We start from the raw sequence: 19,339 nt of genomic DNA on the forward strand, positions 1-19,339 counted from the left end.
AGCAAGGCGGCCCTGATAAGGGGCCGCCTGTGGTGTCAGTCTTTTTTACGATTTGTCTGTCCGGATATGGACAGCAGGAGAGAGGTGTCATGCAGGCTGACGGTGCAAGCCTGTCAGAGGGGCGCGGGCCGCCGCACCGGTTGTTAGGTACACAACCGGATTTTGGTGCATACGGTGCCGGGAACTTGCAGCGGAACAGGATCAGTGATCACGACTGTTCACGCATAATGAGTGCCCGACGGGGTATATGATAGTGAAGAGCAGAGCGTTATTGCAGGAAGCTGCCTCAGCTGACAGAGGCTTCTACCTTGAGTCCGTATTTTTCAATGCGTGCTATGAGCGTGGGGCGTGACATCCCCAGCAGCTTGGATGCCCTTGTCCGGTTGCCTCCGGTAAGCGTGAGTGCCTCGCGTATGACTATGGCGCAGAACCTGTCGCCCAGCGATTCGAAAAGCCCGTCGCCGGGTTCCGCAAGCAGTGCATGGCGCACCCAGCGCACCACGGATTCTTCCGTGTTCTCGTCCAGTCCGCCGGACGTTGAAACGGCACCGCCGAGCAGGGCGGCTATGTCTTCTGCATCTATGGCCAGGCCGCGGCTGAAGATAAGGGCCTTCTGCATCATGTTGCCAAGCTCGCGCACGTTGCCCGGCCAGGGAAAGTCCTGCAGGGCGGCCTTGGCCCGGTCCGTGAGCCCGGGGTTGGGCATGTTGAGTTCCTTGGCGAACTTTTCCAGAAAATGGGCGCCCAGCAGGGAAATGTCTTCACGCCGCTCCCGCAGGGGGGGCAGCGTGAGCGAAACCACGTTCAGCCGGTAGTAGAGGTCTTCGCGGAACTCGCCGGAAGCCACAGCCTTTTCAAGATCACGGTTGGTGGCGGCGATGATGCGCACGTCCACGGGAATGGGGAGCTTGCCCCCGAGGCGTTCTATCTGGCGTTCCTGCAGCAGGCGCAGAATCTTTGCCTGAATGGGGGGCGGCATGTCGCCTATTTCGTCGAGAAACACCGTGCCGCGGTTGGCCTGTTCAATCTTGCCTGCCTTGCGGTTGCTGGCTCCGGTGAAGGCGCCTTTTTCGTACCCGAAGAGTTCACTTTCCAGCAGGGTTTCGGGAATGGCAACGCAGTTGATGACACAGAAGGGGTGGTCAGACCGGTTGCTGTGCTTGTGTATGGCGTGGGCCACAAGTTCCTTGCCGGTGCCGGATTCCCCGCGGATAAGAACTGTGGCCTGCGTGGGAGCGGCGCGGCCTATCTGCTTGCAGACTTCCTGCATGGCCACGCTGCGCCCGAGCAGGGCGTCTGAGGTGGCGACCGAGTCGTTTGAAACCGGCCTCGGGGCGCGCACCTCAACGGCACGGCCGATAAGGGAAAGAACATTCGGAACGTTGAAGGGTTTCATGACATAATCGAAGGCCCCCATCTTGGTGGCTTCGATGGCTGTTTCGGTGGTGCCGTAAGCCGTCATGACGAGAACCGGCAGTGAGGGATACATACCCCGCAGCACCTTGAATGTTTCCAGTCCGTTCATACCGGGCAGGCGTACATCAAGTACGGCCATGTCCGGTTCTGACTCTGAGGCGATTTCCACCCCTTTTTCTCCGCTCGGTGCCGTGAGCACGGTGTGCCCCTCGGCCTTCAGGAGACGCTCGAAGCTCTGGCGGAGCTGCGGATCGTCGTCCACCACTAGGATCGTAGCCATGTAGACCTCCTGCTGCCCGGTAGGGCAATGACAAATACTGCGCCACCCTCGTCGCCGGCACGCACATGCAGCCAGCCGCCGTGCTCTTCCACTACACGTCGGGCGATGGCGAGTCCGAGGCCCGACCCTTCTTCCTTGGTGCTGAAGAACGGATCAAAAACCCTGTCCAGTATGTCGGGCGGAATGCCCGGTCCGTTGTCCGCAATGCGGATGACAACCACTTCACCCATGGGCTCCATGAGCCCGGTTTCTTCGGTCACTGTTATGGTGCCGCCGGTCACAAGCGCATCGCAGGCGTTTATGATCAGGTTGACAAAAACTTCCTTGAGCTGATCCGCATCAAGGGGCAGTTCGGGCAGCCTGCTGGTGCGCTTGAGCACAATTTCAGTTCCGCTGGATTCCAGCCTGTGGCGCAGCAGCTTGAGCGCCATGTCCACTACGTCTGATGGGCTCTGCTTGCGTGGCCGCAGCTTGGGGCGGCGGGCGAATTCCAGAAAATTCTTCACAATGCTTTCCACGTGGGAAATCTCTTCGCTGACCACCTCAAAGTCTTCGCGTTGGTGTTCATCCAGCACGAGCGAGCGCTCCAGCGAGAAAAGGCGCATTTTTACGGATGTAAGCGGATTGCGGATGGAGTGCGCAACGCCTGCGGCCAGTTTGCCCACCAGCGCGAGCTTTTCCGACTGCATGAGTGATTCGCGGCTGGCATCAAGCTGTTTTTGCACATCGCCCACGTCGGATATGAGGGTGCGCAGCTTTTCGCCCAGTGCTTCCACCTCGTTATCGACTTTGGTGCCGGATTTCTTGTGGCCCGGGTCCATGACCTCAAGCGTGTGTACGGCCATATCACGTATGGGATTGAGCACACGCTGCACCAGCACCGAAGCAAGCCATGCACCCGCAAAGGCGGAAAGCAAAATGCCCGTGACAGCAAGTGCCACGAGCATTGCGGATTCTCTGAGGTAGGATGCACGCTGCTTCTGGATGCTCTGTTCATGCAGCGCGCGAAATTCATCGCACAGAGTGAGAATATTGTGGAAACGCTCGCGGATGGTCCAGTGCAGGCGTGCGCCGTCGTCGCGGCGGTTGTTCTTGTAGTGTTCTATGACCTGCTCACGCGCGTACACGTAACGGATGTATTGCGATTCAATCTCGTTGAGAATGTCGCGTCCGCCGCTGAGGGTGGAAAAATTGCGGGCAAGGGCAAGCTGTTCCTGAAAGGCCTTGTGATGGATTTCCATCTGGTTGAGCCATGCGGGGTCGCTGTTCAGGAAGAAGTAGGTGGTGTAGCCGCGCTGCGAAAGCAGTTCGGAGGTCAGCCCGAAGGCCGCATGCATGGCCCCCACTTCCATATCAATGATGCCCGATTGCAGGGCCTTGCTGCGCTGGGTGTACCAAAGGGTAACGCCCGCACCGACAATATTGACGAGTACAATGGCCGTCAGCAGCAGAAGAATGCGCTTGCGGAGCGATAAGGACATGAGGACCTCGTTTGTAAAAATAAGGCGGACAGGCCTTTGGGACCTGTCCACCTTAACGTTCTGCGGTCGGGGAGTAAATACTTACGGTTATGCTGTTGCCGCCTGAGACGGGGAATTTTCCATGGCGAGCTTGCGGTCGTATGCGGCCATTATGGTGATGACCAGCTGGTCAAAATCCACGGGCTTGCGCATGTAGGCAAAGGCACCTCTGGCAATGGCCCGGTCCCTGTCTGCATCCGAGCCGTGACCGGTAACCACGATGACCTGTACGTCGGGATACTGGCCCTTGACCCTTTCCAGAACTTCCCATCCGTCGATGCCGGGCATCATCAGGTCCAGCAGCATCACGTCCGGTACGCTGTCGTGCACTATGGTCAGGGCGGCTTCGCCGTTCAGGGCCACATCGGGACCGAGGTCGCGAAGGCGAAGGCGTTCTGCCAGAGTTTCCACGAATTCCTGTTCGTCATCCACGAGGAGCAGCTTGATGTTCTTCATGTCGGGTTCTCCTGGTTCGTGCAGCGTTGCGGATTACAGGCAGGCTATGCCGTAGCGGACAGGTGCCTGCTGCAGGCCGACGGTGGCCATGAAGCCTTCCAGCGTACGCGGGGCGTTATGGCCGCGCTGCATGCGGATGGCGCGCTGGGTTGCCGGGGGTACCGTAACACCGGCCATGTTGGCGGCCTGTCCGTGTTCGTTTGCTTCGGCAAAGGCTGCGGCTGCAAAGGTGTCGGAAAGGGCGCCCGTGTTCCAGTTCAGGGCGATTTCGGGACCGGCCTGCATGCCGAGCAGTTCCATGGCGGCATCAGGGAAGCCTTCTTCGGCGTATGCTGTAGCGGCGAACATGTCGTTGAGCCATTCGCCGTCAGGGGCTTCCATGTTCAGCATCTGGCGGGCTTCTTCGTGCAGGTTGGCATCGGTAAAGGCGGTGGCGGCAAAGATGTCGCTCAGGTAGCCTTCTGTCGGCACTGCCATGCCGGTCAGTTCATAGGCTGCTGCGTGCTGGTTGGCTTCCGCAAAGGCCACGGCTGCGAAAGTATCGATGGCAAAGCTGCCGGAAGGGGCGGAAAGACCGGCCACTTCGCGGGCGAGGTCGTGCAGGTTGGCTTCGGCATAGGCAACGGCAGCAAACGTATCGATGATGGTGGTGGTAATGGCGGTCATGGTGTCCTCCTTATCCCGGCCCTTTGCTGAGAAAGGGATTCCGGTGTTGGTGTTGCGCTTTGATTAGGTAAAGGCAAGGCGCGTGCCAAAGTTGGAGTTTGTTTTATTTCAGTGTGTTATGATCATGCCAAGATCTTTCGGCTTTGACAGGTTGCAGTATTGCTACATCATGAAACAGCATGAAACATTTTTCTGAAACGCCATGCAACGCTATGTTTCAGCGTCGCGACCGTGCCGTTGGCAGAGGTGTCATTCTTGCGCCGTTCCTTCAGTACATACCTTGGGGGCGAGCGCGCCTGCGCATTCTGCGGCGTTATGGATAACGCGGACAAGTTCATCAATATCCACGGGCTTGACCAGATAATCCACGGCACCGAGCTGCATGGCCTTCATGCCGTCGCGCGTGGACCCGTGCCCCGTGAGCACCACAACCGGTATGTGGGGGTGTCTCTGGCGCAGGTGCCGCAGGGTTTCCAGTCCGTCCATGCCGGGCATGAGCACGTCCAGCACGATAACCTCGAACGGGGTGCCCCTGCGCACGGATTCATCCATCATGGCTATGCCGCTATGCCCGTCCGGTGCGGACATGGCCGTAATGTTTCTCAATTCCATGCGCTCAAGCAGGGTGGCGGTGAAGGCCGTCTCGTCGTCAATGAACAGTATGCGTATGTCGCTCACGAGTTGTTCTCCTGTTCGGGCCACGGCAGCGAGGCGTAGCCGATGTGGGCATTGTCGCCCTGCGGAGCCGGAGTTTCCGGTTTTCCCCAGGGAAGAAGCACAGTGAAGATGGTGCCTTCTCCCACTTCGCTATGTACGTCAATCCTGCCGCCCAGCTTGCGGATTATGCCGTATGTGATGGAAAGCCCCAGTCCGGTGCCCGTGCCCTTCTTGGTGGTGAAGAAGGGTTCGAAAATGTGGGAGAGCGTTTCCTGCGACATGCCGCAGCCGTTGTCGCGGACCGAAACGCTCACACCGTCATCCACGGTGCGGGTGGCAATGGTGATGGAGCCGCCGTCGGCAATGGCTTCAAAGGCATTGCCGATGATGTTCAGGAACACCTGCTGCAGCTGACCCCTGTCGGATGCGATAAGGGGGGCGGCCTCAGAGAGTTCGAGCCGCAGGTCAACGGAGCGTTTCACCACTTCCTTTTCAAGGAAGCCGAGAACGTCACGTATGACGTCATTCACATCCAGCTGCTCGATGGAAACATCCATGCGGCGTGCAAAGCCGAGCAGACGGTGGGTGATGGTGCGGCAGCGGGCCACGGATTCGAGCACCCCGCCGATCTGCTTGCCAAGCCGTTCGTTCAGCGGCGATTCCGGTTCGCGTGCAAGCAGATCCTTCATCAGGCCCGCTTTCTCATTGATGATGGCCAGCGGGTTGTTGATTTCATGCGCCACACCTGCGGCAAGGCGTCCGATGGACGAGAGCTTGTGGGTGTGCTCTATCTCGCGGAAGGCTGCCTCGCGGCTGCGGTCGGCATCCATGACGCGCTGCACGAGAATGTCCGTCAGTTTGAATGCCACCAGCATGATGAGCACCGCGCCGCCGACGAGCACCATGAGCAGGTCGCTGCGTAGTGTGTACCAGGAGCTGGCAAGGCCTGAAACAGGGCGCATGGCCACAAGCACATAGTCAGGATTGACGAACGATGTGGCCGTGGCGAAATAGTGCACGCCGTCAGGCCCGTCCACATGAAAGGCGCTGGCCTGATAACTTGAGCCCGGCAGGGAGAAGGGCAGCTGGGTCATGGGCTCGCCGAAGAGACGCGAGCGGGTTTGCAACAGCCCCTTGGTGTTGGCGAGAAAGGCGTCCGATTCCGCATCAAGTTCCATGGAGGCGATAAGCTCGTTGAACCTGTCTGTATTGATGGTGGCACGCAGCACCCAAATTCTGCCGGAAACCGTGTGTCCCTCCACGGCAATGACGATATGCGGCACGTTACGGTAACCGAGAAATACGTCACTTATGAACGAGCCGCGGATGCGGGTTTCGTGGAACCACGGCTGCTCTGCATAATTTTTGTCTTTGAGGTTGTAGGGGCCGACATAGGCGACCTGCCTTCCTTCGGCATCTATGAGGCCGAAATCGACAAGGCCCTCGAATTCCTGCTTGGCGATGTGAAAGATACGGCTGAGGGTCTGTTCCTTGGACAGTTCATCCCACGAATAGGCAGAGGCGATAAAACTGACAGCGGAGAGGCGTTCGCGAAGGTAGAGTTCAAAGGAATGCTTGGTTTTGTTGACCAGACCGCGCATGGGCACTTCCAGCTCCCTGTCCAGAGAGGCGCGGTAGATGTGGAAGTTGATGAGCGCCATGAGGCACAGGGGAACGATGGAAACCATGGCCATGAGCACCCCGATATTGCGCTTGAGGTGCCTGTAGCGGGCTTCATCCATTCCTTCCGGAAAGGTGAAAATGTCCGTTACGCGCTTTCGCCAGTGCTGCCATCGGGACATGATGCGCCTCCTTCGATGAGTATGGCTCCGGCCACCAGTGTGCCGTCAATATATGCCTGAACCACATCTTCCAGCGGGCCGATGACATTGTCATATACGGTTATCCGCTTCCAGTGCAGATACTGATAGAATTCGTCTTCAATTCCGCCGCATACCAGCGCGTCCACGTCTTCCGTGACGGCAAGGTGGCAGAGCCCTTCGGAAGAAGCCTGCGGAAGCACCACGTTCCGTTTGCGGACAACGCCGCCGTCGTGGATGCTGCCTATCCATGCTTCACGTGTGAGGTCGAAGCGCGGAGAGACTTCGTCTCCGTGCAGGGCAATGAGCAGCTTTTTCATATCCGGCCTTTGGGGGTCAGAGGGTTTGAAACGGACAGGGGGAAGTTAGACTAGCCCGTGGCTGTTCAGCTTGCGCCACAGGGTGCTCCGGCTCCAGCCCAGCAGCTCGGCTGCCTGCTGTCTGCGTCCGCCCGTGCGTTCAAGTGCGTCGAGTATCATGGCGCGTTCCTTATCCTGCCATGACAGGAAAACAGGGTCGTTGCGCTGGGCCGGATTGTCGCGCTCGGCATCGTGGCGGCGGTCGAACTGCCGCCCGTGCTGACCTTCGTGCTGCCGGTTGTGCTGGCGAGATTCCGCTTCGTCCTGTTCCCTGCCGGATGTGTGGCTGTGAGTGGAAGAGGTGCCATAGGCAGAATCGTGCGCACTGTAGCTTGACCCTGGCGCAGGGAGGCTGCGCTGGGCTGGATGCGATGTCTCGGCCCTGAGCTGAGGACCCTGCTCTATGCGGTCGAGTACAGATTTGGGAATGCTCGGAATACCGATGGTATCACCCGAAGAAAAATGCACGGCATACTCCACGATGTTGCGCAATTCGCGCACATTGCCGGGCCAGTCGTATTCACAGAGCAGTTTCAGCGCTTCGGGGGTGAAGCTCTGCACACCGCGCTTGCCGGAGCTGGCCATGCGCCGCAGGAAGTGGTCGAGCAGCAGGCGCACGTCGCCCTCGCGTTCACGCAGCGGGGGAACATGCAGACGCACGACATTAAGCCGGAAAAGCAGGTCTTCGCGGAAGCGGCCTTCCTGCACCATGCGTTCGAGGTTGCGGTGGGTGGCCGCAATGATGCGGACATCCACGGTAACAGGGCGGGTGGCCCCGAGGGGGTGTATGCACTGGTCGTCGAGCACGGTGAGCAGCTTTACCTGCAGCGAGAGAGGCAGGTCGCCGATTTCAGTCAGGAAGAGTGTGCCGCCTGCGGCAAGGCGGAAGCGGCCGGGTTTGTCCGATACCGCGCCCGTGAAGGCGCCGCGCACGTGGCCGAAGAGTTCCGATTCAAGCAGATGCTCCGGCAGGGCACCGCAGTTCACCTTGACAAAGGGGCCGGATGCCCGGCCTGAAGCCTTGTGTATGGCTTCGGCGAGCAGGTCTTTGCCTGTGCCGGTTTCGCCGGTGATGAGGACTGTGGAATCGGTCTCCGCAATGATGCGCATGGCGGAAAACAGTGGTTGCATGGCCGGGCTGTGCGAAATGAAGCCTTCCAGTTCGGAGTCCCCTGCAGCCGAAGGGGCGGGGGCGGCGCAGGCTGTGACTTCTTCAAGCACTTCCATGTAGCCTACGTGTGTCCCCTTCTCGTCATGCAGGGGAACAACGCAGGCACGCACAGGCACTTTGCGGCGCTGCCTGTCTATGATGTCCGTGTCATGAGAGATGGGGCAGGTGGTGGAGACGGCCTCCACAAGCCCCCCGTCAGGGCCGCCCGGAGCCAGAGGGCAGTCCTTGAAACAGCGGGAGGAACGGATGACATGGTGGCACGGCAGGCCGCATGCCTGATCCGGACCTATGCCCAGCAGGGCTTCGCCACGGCTGTTGATGCGTATTACCCGTCTTTCGGTATCCAGCAGGGCAACGCCGACAGGCAGGCCGTCCAGCAGGGATGCGGCTGCCACGGAACCGTGCAGCAATCCCGTTATGACGGGAATGGGAGTGGGAATGTTTTTGTTCCCCGCTTTCTCAGCGGGCGGTCCTGTGGTCAGATTTGCCATGCTTCTCTCCGGTGCGACATAATGCAACGGACGCGACGGGTGTCCGCATCCGGACAGGGAGAAGCAAGGAACAGGCCAGAATGTCAGCGTTTGTAACTGTCTTTTATTGTGAAACTTTTCTCTTGAGCTTCATGGCGTTGCAGCCTGTTTCAGTATGCAGGGTGTCAACCGCTTTTACAGGGCGTAAAAGTGAACATTCTGCAACTACAGAAGCCCCAGCAGCTTCCACCAGAAATAGTTGAGCGGCAGGATGAAGATGATTGTTGTTACGAACAGCGAGACAAAATAGCTGTTCACCGCCCGCGAGGGCAGGTTGCTCATCTGCGCCGCCACCACAATGGCCGGTGTCTGATAGGGCAGGAATATGGTGGAAAACCCGATAGTCTGGGTCATGAGCACGGTCATGAGCGCAAGGCCCGATGCGTTGGCCAGCTCCGGCCCCATGGGGGTCATGACGGCAGGAACGCCAACTGTGGTTGTCAGCATGCCCGTAAGGGTGCTGGTGCCTGTGAGCACGGCATAGTTCCAGGCGTCTGCACCCGGGGTGAGCGGAAAGATATCAAGCACGCCGTGCGCTCCTAACACCCCCAGATTGTAGTCGCGCACTACCGCGCCCAGCCCGATAACACCGGCCACATAGAACAGCGAGGCGAACCCGAGGCGTGAGAAGGCCCCTTCCTTCAGCAGTCCGGCCTTGGGAACAAGGCAGACAACAGCCGCGGCAAGGCCGACCCACGCAGGGGCAATACCGTGCACGGCGTCCGTCATCCAGAGAATGAGGGATGCCACGAGCAGCAGCATGAGGTTGCGTTCGGCGGACGAGATGGGGGCGAGCGCCTCCTGCTTTGCCGGAGGTGCCGAGGGCTTTTCCCTGAACAGCAGCACGGCGACAATGACCACGAGAAACAGCTTGAGCAGGCCCAGCACGGGAAAGTGGATGAGCATGTACTGGCCGTAGGTAGGTACGGTGCCGTACAGGGCTTCCATGGTGCCGCTGAGTACCATGTTTGCCACGTTGGAGGGCAGAATGGTGAAGGCGGGGAGCATGGTCCCTGCCGCGCCTGCCATGAGAATGCCGCCTGCGCCGCGTGAGCCGGCCTTGTAGCCCCTGCTTTCGCCAAAGGCGGTGAGTATGGGGATCATGAGCACCACGCGGCCCACGGCAGAAGGCATGAGAAAGGCCAGAACGAGCCCGAATCCGGCCATGGCGATGACGATGGAAATGTAGGATTCGCCGCACAGGGCGCCCAGATGCACGGCAATACGCTTGCCGAGGCCGCTTTCTCTTACCGAGAGCCCGAGAACAAGTCCGGCAAAGACAAGCCAGAAGGCGGATGAACTGAATCCGGCAAAGACCACGGCAGGCGGGGCAAGCTTGCAGAGCATCATCACGCTGAAGAAGATGAGGGTGGTCAGATATTCAGGCAGCGCGCCGCAGACCCACATGCCCATGGTGAAGACCATGACCGCGAACACGCTGTCCGTATTCGGCGTGGTGATGCCGGAAGCGGCAAGGGGCTTGAACAGCCAGATGGCAGTTGCAACACAGGCGATGATCAGGGCAATGATACGGTCAACGGACAAAGCGGGGCGGTATGACATGGCGGACTCACGGGCAGCCGCTGTGGTGTCGAGCGCGGGAAGAGGAAGGGGAAGCCGTCGGAATATGCGCGAGCATGGTAGAGGCGGTTCCTGTGTCCGGTAGTCGGGCGTCGGCGTGGGCGGCAGAATGATTTGTTGGGTTGCACGGGGGAGATAGTCATCCCTCTATCCGTTTCAACTCCTCCCCCCGCGCAGAAATGTCAAGTCTTCATATGGCCGGGGACACCCATTGGGCGTACCCCGGCCGTCGTTTGCTAACGGTTCGTTAACTGAAGGGATCAGGGCAGGGGGCGAACGCGTGTGGAGCCGTCTTGTGCCTTGAGGATGCGGACACGGTCTCCCTTGGCGAGCGGTTCCTTGTCGGCTTCCTGCACGATCACAACCGTTTCGCCGCTGTCCTTCTGGACGGTGATTTCCAGCCCGTCGTGCTTGCGCAGAGCGCTTTCGCCCATGCCGCCTGCAACGGCACCTACAATGGCCCCGCCCACGGCGCTGAGAATGCGGCCTGAGCCGCCGCCGATGGTGCTGCCTACCACGCCGCCGGCAACCGCGCCGCCGAGCGTGCCGAGGCCGGTCTGGTCACTCTGGATGGTCACCGGTGCAATGCCGGTGATGACGCCGTATGTCACGGTCTGTTCCATGCGGGCCTGATCGGGGGAGTAGGTATCTCCGCTGCTGCTGGCACATGCGGAAAGCAGCAGTGCGGCGACCAGAAGCAGCGGGATGGTAATACGATTTTTCATCGGAATCTCCTTGCTTGCATTGTGTCTGGCACCGTTTCCGGAAAGGGCATTGTTGCCGTTACCGCTGCTGCTACCATTGCTGTTGTCACTGCTGAAGCGGGCGGCATGTGGTTTTTCCGGAGTACGGTCCGTGTCTGTTATATGCAGAATATAACAGGAAGCGGTTTGTGGGAACACCCGCAGGCAAGGTTGTCAGAAAGGAACCGGAACTGCGTGCGGAAAAAGGTCGCGATACATGTAACGCGGGCAACACGGGCAAGTCGCAGGGTGGGTCAGGATGAAGGCAGAATGGGCAGTGCCGCCGTTCCGCAGGTGCAGGCATCCAGAATGGCGCGCGAAAGTTGCTCGGCGGAAACAGGGCATGGAAGCTGCGTCACAAGGTCAACAGGCGAAAAACAGGGATAGGCCGAAAGGCCGTCTGTCGGGCAGGGGGTGAGGCGGATAACCTGACTCTGCGGAGAAAGCAGGGCAATGTGCCGCAGCCATCGGGGGCAGTCTGCCTGCAGCACGGTTTCGTCCAGCACCACCACGTCGTAGGTGTCTGCAAACAGCTGCTGCATTGTGGCAAGCCTGCCTTCAGCCGCAGTGGTGTCATATCCCAGCTTTGCGAGGTCTTGCGCCAGCGGAACCAGTTTGCCTCTGCACTCACCCGCCAGCAATACCTGAAGAATGGCCATGTACAATCCTTTCGCTCTCAACCCGAGTATTCGCCGGACTTGTGATAACAAGGACTGTGCCAAAAACATCGTAAGGATAATATGCCGGTATTGTTGACTGTTGGTGCGAGTGGCGGTCGCAGTGTGCATACTTGCCGTGTCATTGATTTTGACGGGCTGTAAACGGGAGGTTGCTTTTCAGGATACCTGCTTACCGCAAAGTGCCTTCTTGACCTCAGCCGTTCCTCGTGCATGATGGATGATACTGCCGCCAGAGCGGATGCCCTGCGGCAGTCGCCCGGCGGCTGATAACGGGCATGTGGATGCAGCGGCCCGCCTGAGGGAAACCTGCGCATGATAACTGTGTACGGAGGAACGCCAATGTCGAATGTTCTCATCATAAACGGCCATGAATATTATTCCTTTTCCGAAGGAAAACTGAATGCCTCGCTGGTGGATGTGGCGCGGGATACGCTGACTGCTATGGGGCACCAGGTGCAGGTGAGTACCATGCGCGAGGAATATGATCCCGGTGCGGAGGTGGACAAGCACGTCTGGGCCGATAGTGTGATTGTGCAGTCTCCGGTGAACTGGATGGGGGTGCCGTGGAGCTGCAAGAAGTACATGGACCTTGTCTATACCACGGGGCTGGACGGCAGGCTCTGCACGGGAGACGGCAGAACCCGTTCGGATGCGAGCAAGCAGTATGGAACGGGGGGTGTGTTGCAGGGGCGCAAGTACATGTTCTCGCTTACCTTCAATGCCCCGCGCGAAGCTTTTGACGATGCCGGACAGTACCTGTTTCAGGGCAGGGGAGTGGACGATCTCTTCTGGCCCATGCATATGAACTTCCGTTTTTTCGGCATGACGCCGATTGATACCTTTGTCTGCTACGATGTGGTGAAAAACCCGAGAATCGAAGAAGATTTCAGCCGCTACAAGACCCATCTGGAACAGCACTTCGCCTGATATCTCCTGATATATCTCGCCTCAAGTATTTAGCCGGAAGCATCCACGCAATACCATGCGGGTGCGGCCTGCAGACTTCAGGATGCTCCTGCGTGCGGGCAGACGCTGCACACACAGACACCGCTTTTCCTGAGCGGGAAAGCGGTGTCTGCATAAAAAAGTGCTGCCTGCATCAGGCCTTGAGCTGGGGGTACGGGTTGTGGTGCAGCGGCAGCCGGATGCGGAACACGGTTCCCTGCCCCGGAGTGGAAGCCACGCTGAGTTCCCCGCCGTGGTATACGGATATGATCTGAAACGACACGGCAAGCCCCAGTCCGGTCCCTTCACCCGGCTCCTTGGTGGTGAAGAATGGATCGAATACGCGGCGCTTGGTTTCGTCGTCCATTCCCGGCCCGTTGTCTTGTATGTCTATGAAGCATTGTCCGTTATCATGATGCAGGGCGATGGAGATGGTTCCCTTTGCCTTTCTGTCTTCCTGTCGGGCAATGGCCTGGGCCGCGTTGCGGACGATGTTGAAGATCACCTGCACAACCTCTGTTGCCGAACATTCCACTCCCGGCATGTCCGGCTGGTAGTCGCGGACAATCTCGATGTTTTTGAAGTCGTAACTGCGGCGCATGTCGTAGTCCGATTCCGTCAGGCCTATGGCCCTGTCTATCAGTTCGGGCATGTTGCTGAGGGCATACACCCTCTCGCTCTTGCGGCTGAACGTGAGCAGGCTGGCGACTATTTCAGCCGCCCGCTGGCCCGATTCCCGAATACCTTCCATAAGCTGATCTATTTTTCTCAGCTGTATGTATTTACCCATGGCAGCAAGGTCGCAGCCGGTAGTTCCGGCCGCTTCAATATTGGCGGGCAGGTCGGGCGAGAGCCTGCGCCTGATGTTCTGAATACCCTGAAGAATGCCCCCGAGCGGATTGTTTATCTCGTGCGCCATGCCTGCGGCCAATCCCCCGACCGAGATCATTTTTTCGTTCTGGATCATGATGTCCTGCACCTGCTTGCGTTCGGATATGTCACGCAAGAAGGTGACAACATGTGTCTCGTTGCGCAGGTCCATGGCTGCAAGTGAGACTTCGGCATAGAACAGGGTGCCGTCGAACCGGCGGTGCAGCCATTCGAATGTAAGTGAGCCATTGGTTTGAAGCTGGAGGAATACTTCGGCTGCTCTGTCCTCTGTTCTTTTTCCGTCAGGCTGGTGCAGAGGAGAGAGCTCGGTATGGCGAAGGCCGATGAGCGCCTTGCGCGGGCAGCGGAAGAATTCAGCCGCACGGGGGTTGCAGTCGGTTATTATCTCATCTTTCAATATGAGAATGGCTTCAGGTGAGGCTTCAAAAAGGACGCGGTGTTTTTCTTCGTTGTAACGGCGTTCCGTAATGTCGGTATGCGTTCCGCAGATTTTGATGGCATAGCCCGAGGCATCGCGTTCAACGACCCTGCCTCGGGAGTGAATCCAGCGCCAGCTGCCGTCCTTCGCCCGCATACGGAATTCAGCGTTGTACGATAATGCGTCGTTGATGCGCACGGATTCCGCCATCCGGGCCTCGGTTTCAGGAAAGTCCTGCGGGTGGCAGAGCGACTTGAAGGTCTCATAAATCATGGGGAGTTCCTGATCTTTGTAGCCGAGCATCTCGTAGTAGCGGGGGCTGAAATAGGTTTCTCCCGTCTTGAACGACCACTCCCATATGGCATCCGATGTGGCGGCAAATACCCGCGAAAGCCGTTGCTCGCTGCGCGCAAGGGCGGCATTCGCCTTGTCCAGCGTCAGGTAGGACTCTTTGAGCCGCGCTATCAGGTCCTGAAAGGAGTTTGCCAGCATGGCTATTTCGCGGCTGGCCTTGTCTGCGGGAAAGGAAAGGGAAAGGCTGCCGGCGTCCATTTCACGCATGGCGGTATCCAGCTCTTCAAGGGGATTGACCACGGATTGGCGTAACCGGCTGATGAGCAGCATCTGCATGCAGACCAGCGTAATGAGCAGCAGACAGAAGAAGAAGGCGAAAAACCCCACGGCCTGTTTTTTCAGCCTGCTGAGTTCGTAGGTAATTTGTATCCAGCCCAGTGTTTCGCCGATGGCTGTTATGGGACGCCAGAACTGGAGCGTGTCAAAATCGTGCGTGAAGGAAAAGGGAGCGCCTGCGTCCATGTGCTGAAGGGCGAGCGGGGCAATGGTGTCACCCCCCATTGTGGCTGTTCCTGCTTCCGCATGCGCCAGAGGCGTTCCTGCGGCCGTGTACAGCACCACCTGCCTTATATCCTGCACCATGCTTATTTCACCGATGCGCAGGGTGAGTGCGGGTGTTCTGCCCTCGAAGAGCTCGTTTGCCAGCATGTTCTGCTCACGTGCCACAAGCGCGTCGAGATGGCGGCATTCTGCCTCGATATGATCGTCCATCCACTGTACCTGCATGAATATACCAAGCGCGATGAACAGCAGGGCAATGACCATGAAGGTGGTAAACACATCGTTGTGCAGGCGGTTGGTGATGCTTTTGGCCAAGTGGTGCTCCGTGGTTGTTGCTCGTCTTTTATTATCACACTGCCTGCGGCAGTTTTCATTTCCGCACTGGCTGCGGCAGCTTTCGTCTCCGCATTGCGTGCGGCAACGTTTGATTCCGCTCTGCCTGCGGCAGATGGTCAGGGGGTTACGGCTTTTACGAATGCAACCCCGTCAGGGGTGATGTGCAGTATTATGACCGGCTTGGCAGGGTCGCGCGAGCCTGCGTAGGATATGGTCCCCGTAACCCCTTCATAGTTGCTGATGGAATTGAGCGCGATGCGTATCTTTTCCGGATCAGTGTCCTGCGCCCGCCGGATGGCTTCCGCAATCAGGCCGACTGCGTCGAATACGGTAGGCGTTGCCGCGTCGATGAACTCCGGTGCGGTGTCTCCCATCTCCTGCTGGAGCAGTTTGATGAAATGTCTGTTTGCCGGGGTATCCATGTCTTTGTGCCAGTGGGATGAGTAGTAATTTTCTCCCTCGGACAGGTCTATGTGGTGAAAGCGCTCAGAGGGGGACCAGCCATCGCCGCCGATGAACGGTATGGCAACTCCTGCCTTGCGGGCTTGTTTGAGCAGCAGGCCGGAGTCTCGTGTGAAGCCGGATGCGAAGACGATGTCGGGTCTGGATGCCACTATGTCATCGACCTGTCTGGTGAAGTCCATGGCGTCTTCCAGATAGCGTGATTGCACGGCCACGGTGCCTCCCGTTTCGGTGAACCGTTTGGCAAAGGCGCTGCTCAGTCCTTCGCTGTATACGTCTCCGGCTATGGTCATCACCGCGACCCTGTTCGCCTTCATTTCCTGTCTGGCAAAGCCGGCAAGCGCCTCTGCCTGCCCCGTATCCGTATAGCAGGCTCTGAAAATGTAGTTGCCTATGGCAGTCAAGCCCACAGCAGTTGTTGTGGGGCCGATCATGGGTATTCCTGCTTTCTGGAGCACTCTGGCCATGGGGAAGCCCTGCGAGCTCCATGAGGGGCCGACTACGGCCACAACTCCGGCATCCAGCGCGGCCAGCGCGGCCTGACGCGCACCTATGGGGGTGCTGCCCGTATCAAGTTCGAGAATCTGCAGGGGCCTGCCCAGCACCCCGCCGGAGTCGTTAATATCTTTTGCAGCAAGCTGGGCTACCCTGAAGTTCGGGGAGTTTTCCAGAGCGCCGCTGCCGGTCATTGCAAAACAGGCCGCAATGACAATGGGCTTAGGCTCTGCCGCTTGTGTTTCTGCCACGAAAAAGATCATGACTACCGCCACCGCCAGAAGGGTATGAAGAAGGCGGCCGGTAAGAACCGGGGCATTTCCTGAAGCGCGAAAGGCGGGTCTGTTCCGGTGATAGGGGGGCATACGGTATCCTTACGTTACGCCTTGCAGGGACGGGGCTTGCGGATCCGTGAACGGTGTCCGTCCGGAAAGACGGCCCTGCCGGAGCTGCAGAAGGCCGTCTGCCGCCTGTATGCATGCATCGCATGTAATTTCGGTGTCTTGATACAGCAACGTCCGGGATGCTCCGTGATGTTTTACGCAATTGAACAAAAAATCATTACGGATCTGTATCCGGTCGTACCGGTCATTATATTGTCTTCTCATTGTTTTAGGCAATATGTTTATATTCGAAGTGGTTGCCGCATGGGGAAACTCAGCTTGGGGGATATCTATCAAGATATAATTACATGGTGGGATTCATGTATTATTCTTTTTAGAACAGATTTACCTGTTGCGGACTGACTACAATACCTGAAGAGGGATGGATATGCCTTCACAGCAAATCGAGCCTCACATACTTATCGCGGATGACAGCCGTTCGGCGCGTGATTTTCTGAAAAGTCAGCTTACTTCCCTGCGGCCCGGGATACATGAAGCGGAAAACGGGATAGAAGCCTTTGAAATAGCCAGTTCACGGTATCTCGATCTGATCATCACCGATGTGCAGATGCCCGGCATGGACGGACTGGAACTGTGCCGCAAGCTCAAAGATGACCCCGCCACGCAGGGGGTGCCCATCATCATTCTCAGCAATATGGACACGGATCAGGATATTTCCAACGGGTTTGATGCGGGCGCTGTCGGCTATCTCGCCAAGGCGGACTGTAAAGCCGAATTGCTTCAGCGAGTGGAGCGCACTCTGGAACGCTCCGCCCTGCTTCGTGGCCGTGGCGTACTGGTGGTGGATGATTCTGTCAGCATACGCACAGCCGTGGCGCGCAGCCTTGCTCAGGCGGGTTTTCGCGTCATCGAGGCAGATAACGGCCGTGAAGCGCTTTCGCGGCTGGCCTCTTTTCAGCCGGACCTGATTCTCTCGGATATTCATATGCCGGTGATGGACGGGCAGCATTTCTGCAAGGCCGTGCGTGCCATGGAGCAATACCAGAATACGCCCTTTGTGGTCATGAGCAGCAGTTCAGACCGCAGGATGCTGCGGGAAATGGCGGAGAAAGGGGCGGATGCCTATCTCGTCAAACCGTTCAATGTGGAAGAAGTCGTGCTGCTGGCAGAAAAACTGCTCTCGGACCACGGCATGATGCTGCTGCAGGAGCGCTATCGTCTTACCCGTGAGCGGACCATGCTTCTTTCGGCCATTGCCAGTCTCATTCAGGCGCTTGAGGCCCGCGATGCCTACACACGGGGGCATTCTGAATCGGTTGCCTCCCTTTCAAAAAGTCTGGCCCAATACATGGGGCTCTGCGCCGAAGATGTGGAGCGGATTATTCTGGCAGCGCGGTTGCATGATATAGGCAAGATAGGCATAGCCGATTCGGTGCTGCTCAAGCAGGGCAAGCTTTCCGACGACGAGTACGAATGCATACGTGAGCACCCCGTCAAGGGAACCCAGATTCTCAAGCCCATTCCATCCATGCAGAGCATTCTTGATGCGGTGATGTATCATCATGAGCGTATGGACGGCAGCGGCTATCCTCTTGGCCTCAAGGGAACCTCCATTCCGCTGGATGCGCGTGTGGTGGCCGTGGCCGATGTCTATGATGCGCTGACGAGCAACCGCCCGTACCGGTCAGCCATGAAATATGAAGAAGCCATAGGTGTTATCAAGAAGATGCGAGGTGCACATCTGTGTCCGGAGTGCGTGGACGCCTTCCTTTCCATGATGAAAGACGGAGAAAGCGGTGTACCTGTCCGAAATAATGATAAACGCGGGAGTTCGCGCAAAAAATCCGTGGTAGCCTGATCTGTTTCGTGAAATTGCGGGAACTGACGCATGGGCCGTCGCCGGGATATGCCGGGGGCGGCCTTAGTGCTTTGTCTGACCGGCTGCCGAGGAGCGTGCGGGCGTTGACAGGTGTCGGGGATGGGGAATACCTGCTTTTGGGCATGGTTGAAAATATCCATCCGGCTCCTGCCCCTGAATGGGCAGAGCCACCTGCGTGAGGAGTAAAGCATGAATTTTCGGACACGGATGGTGAAGGGGACTGAACTGCTTCCCCATCTGGAATCACTTGCAGACCTCAGGTTATCCATATTCTGCGAGTTTCCCTATCTGTATCAGGGGGATAAGAGTCACGAGCTGGGCTACCTGAAGGTATATGCCGAATCTCCCGATGCCATGGCCATCATGGGCTGGGAAGGCGAGGCCGTTGCCGGTGCTGTTACCGGTGTTCCGCTCGTAAGCGAGGCTGCAGAATTCACTGCAGGCTTTGCCGGAACAGCCTATCCTGTCGAACAGGGATACTACATAGGGGAATTGCTCTTTCATCGGCAATTTCGCGGCGGCGGGCGGGGTTCGGTTCTGCTGGAGCAGGCTGAAGCGCATGTCCGCTCCCTGAACCGGTTCCGGTATCTTGCCTGTGCGACCGTGGTCCGGCCCGATAATCATCCCATGCGGCCTTCGGATTTTGTGCCCATAGAGCGTTTTCTGCGACACCATGCTTATGATCGCATGGACGGTGTGACCACCATGATGCAGTGGCCGGAACTGGGCGGGGCAAGCCTTGAGCATGTCATGCAGTTCTGGGTGAAAGAGCTGTAGCCGAAATATACCGGGAAGGCGGCGTATGGTCTTTTGCCGAAGACTGCCTGAACGCAGA

The 19,339-nt window shown here is 58.2% G+C and carries 16 protein-coding genes; 3 read left to right on the forward strand and 13 right to left on the reverse strand.

Annotation, left to right across the window (positions count from 1 at the left end; translation table 11 throughout):
* Positions 1 to 286: 286 nt before the first annotated feature.
* From HUV30_RS04985 to HUV30_RS05040, 11 genes are all read right to left on the reverse strand, one after another.
* Complete coding sequence (locus HUV30_RS04985; protein WP_174404326.1) at positions 287 to 1,696, reverse strand: sigma-54-dependent transcriptional regulator; 1,410 nt, start codon at positions 1,694 to 1,696, stop codon at positions 287 to 289.
* Complete coding sequence (locus tag HUV30_RS18360) at positions 1,681 to 3,177, reverse strand: ATP-binding protein (protein WP_174404327.1); 1,497 nt, start codon at positions 3,175 to 3,177, stop codon at positions 1,681 to 1,683. The genes HUV30_RS04985 and HUV30_RS18360 overlap by 16 nt, the downstream gene beginning before the upstream one ends.
* Positions 3,178 to 3,264: 87 nt before the next feature.
* The gene (locus tag HUV30_RS04995; protein ID WP_174404328.1) at positions 3,265 to 3,672 is read right to left on the reverse strand and encodes a response regulator; all 408 of its coding nucleotides are present in this window, start codon (positions 3,670 to 3,672) and stop codon (positions 3,265 to 3,267) included.
* A gap of 33 nt (positions 3,673 to 3,705) precedes the next feature.
* Positions 3,706 to 4,338 carry a hypothetical protein gene (locus tag HUV30_RS05000; RefSeq protein ID WP_174404329.1) on the reverse strand — a complete coding sequence of 211 codons (633 nt, stop codon included), beginning with the start codon at positions 4,336 to 4,338 and terminating at the stop codon, positions 3,706 to 3,708.
* A 249-nt stretch (positions 4,339 to 4,587) separates the two neighbouring features.
* Positions 4,588 to 5,016 carry a response regulator gene (locus tag HUV30_RS05005; protein ID WP_174404330.1) on the reverse strand — a complete coding sequence of 143 codons (429 nt, stop codon included), beginning with the start codon at positions 5,014 to 5,016 and terminating at the stop codon, positions 4,588 to 4,590.
* Complete coding sequence (locus HUV30_RS05010; protein WP_174404331.1) at positions 5,013 to 6,797, reverse strand: sensor histidine kinase; 1,785 nt, start codon at positions 6,795 to 6,797, stop codon at positions 5,013 to 5,015. Before HUV30_RS05010 ends, HUV30_RS05005 begins: the two co-directional genes overlap by 4 nt.
* On the reverse strand, positions 6,764 to 7,135 hold the full coding sequence (locus tag HUV30_RS05015; RefSeq protein WP_174404332.1) for a NifB/NifX family molybdenum-iron cluster-binding protein: 372 nt from the start codon (positions 7,133 to 7,135) through the stop codon (positions 6,764 to 6,766). Before HUV30_RS05015 ends, HUV30_RS05010 begins: the two co-directional genes overlap by 34 nt.
* A 45-nt stretch (positions 7,136 to 7,180) precedes the next feature.
* Entirely contained in the window at positions 7,181 to 8,836 is a 1,656-nt protein-coding gene (locus HUV30_RS05025; RefSeq protein ID WP_243452075.1) for a sigma-54 interaction domain-containing protein, read from the reverse strand.
* A 204-nt stretch (positions 8,837 to 9,040) separates the two neighbouring features.
* Positions 9,041 to 10,438 carry an SLC13 family permease gene (locus HUV30_RS05030; RefSeq protein ID WP_174404333.1) on the reverse strand — a complete coding sequence of 466 codons (1,398 nt, stop codon included), beginning with the start codon at positions 10,436 to 10,438 and terminating at the stop codon, positions 9,041 to 9,043.
* 278 nt (positions 10,439 to 10,716) lie between these two features.
* On the reverse strand, positions 10,717 to 11,181 hold the full coding sequence (locus HUV30_RS05035; protein WP_174404334.1) for an outer membrane lipoprotein: 465 nt from the start codon (positions 11,179 to 11,181) through the stop codon (positions 10,717 to 10,719).
* Between the two features lie 272 nt (positions 11,182 to 11,453).
* Entirely contained in the window at positions 11,454 to 11,858 is a 405-nt protein-coding gene (locus HUV30_RS05040; protein ID WP_174404335.1) for a hypothetical protein, read from the reverse strand.
* Positions 11,859 to 12,218: 360 nt separating this feature from the next.
* Between HUV30_RS05040 and HUV30_RS05045 the strand changes: the two genes are divergently transcribed.
* Positions 12,219 to 12,806, forward strand: coding sequence for an NAD(P)H-dependent oxidoreductase (locus HUV30_RS05045; protein ID WP_174404336.1), 588 nt, complete (start codon positions 12,219 to 12,221; stop codon positions 12,804 to 12,806).
* Positions 12,807 to 12,978: 172 nt separating this feature from the next.
* On the opposite strand, the gene HUV30_RS05050 is transcribed toward HUV30_RS05045, so the two are convergent.
* A complete protein-coding gene (locus HUV30_RS05050) occupies positions 12,979 to 15,303 on the reverse strand; it encodes an ATP-binding protein (protein WP_174404337.1) in 2,325 nt (774 codons plus the stop codon).
* A gap of 137 nt (positions 15,304 to 15,440) precedes the next feature.
* Positions 15,441 to 16,646, reverse strand: coding sequence for an ABC transporter substrate-binding protein (locus tag HUV30_RS05055; RefSeq protein ID WP_174404338.1), 1,206 nt, complete (start codon positions 16,644 to 16,646; stop codon positions 15,441 to 15,443).
* Between the two features lie 406 nt (positions 16,647 to 17,052).
* Here HUV30_RS05055 and HUV30_RS05060 point away from each other — a divergent pair, with 406 nt between their 5' ends.
* Positions 17,053 to 18,483, forward strand: a complete 1,431-nt coding sequence (locus HUV30_RS05060) for a response regulator (RefSeq protein ID WP_174404339.1) — start codon at positions 17,053 to 17,055, stop codon at positions 18,481 to 18,483.
* Between the two features lie 210 nt (positions 18,484 to 18,693).
* Positions 18,694 to 19,281: a GNAT family N-acetyltransferase gene (locus HUV30_RS05065; RefSeq protein WP_174404340.1), complete on the forward strand. Its 588-nt coding sequence runs from the start codon at positions 18,694 to 18,696 to the stop codon at positions 19,279 to 19,281.
* The last annotated feature ends 58 nt before the right edge of the window (positions 19,282 to 19,339 follow it).

Source organism: Desulfovibrio subterraneus (genome assembly GCF_013340285.1).
Lineage (GTDB): Bacteria > Desulfobacterota > Desulfovibrionia > Desulfovibrionales > Desulfovibrionaceae > Halodesulfovibrio > Halodesulfovibrio subterraneus.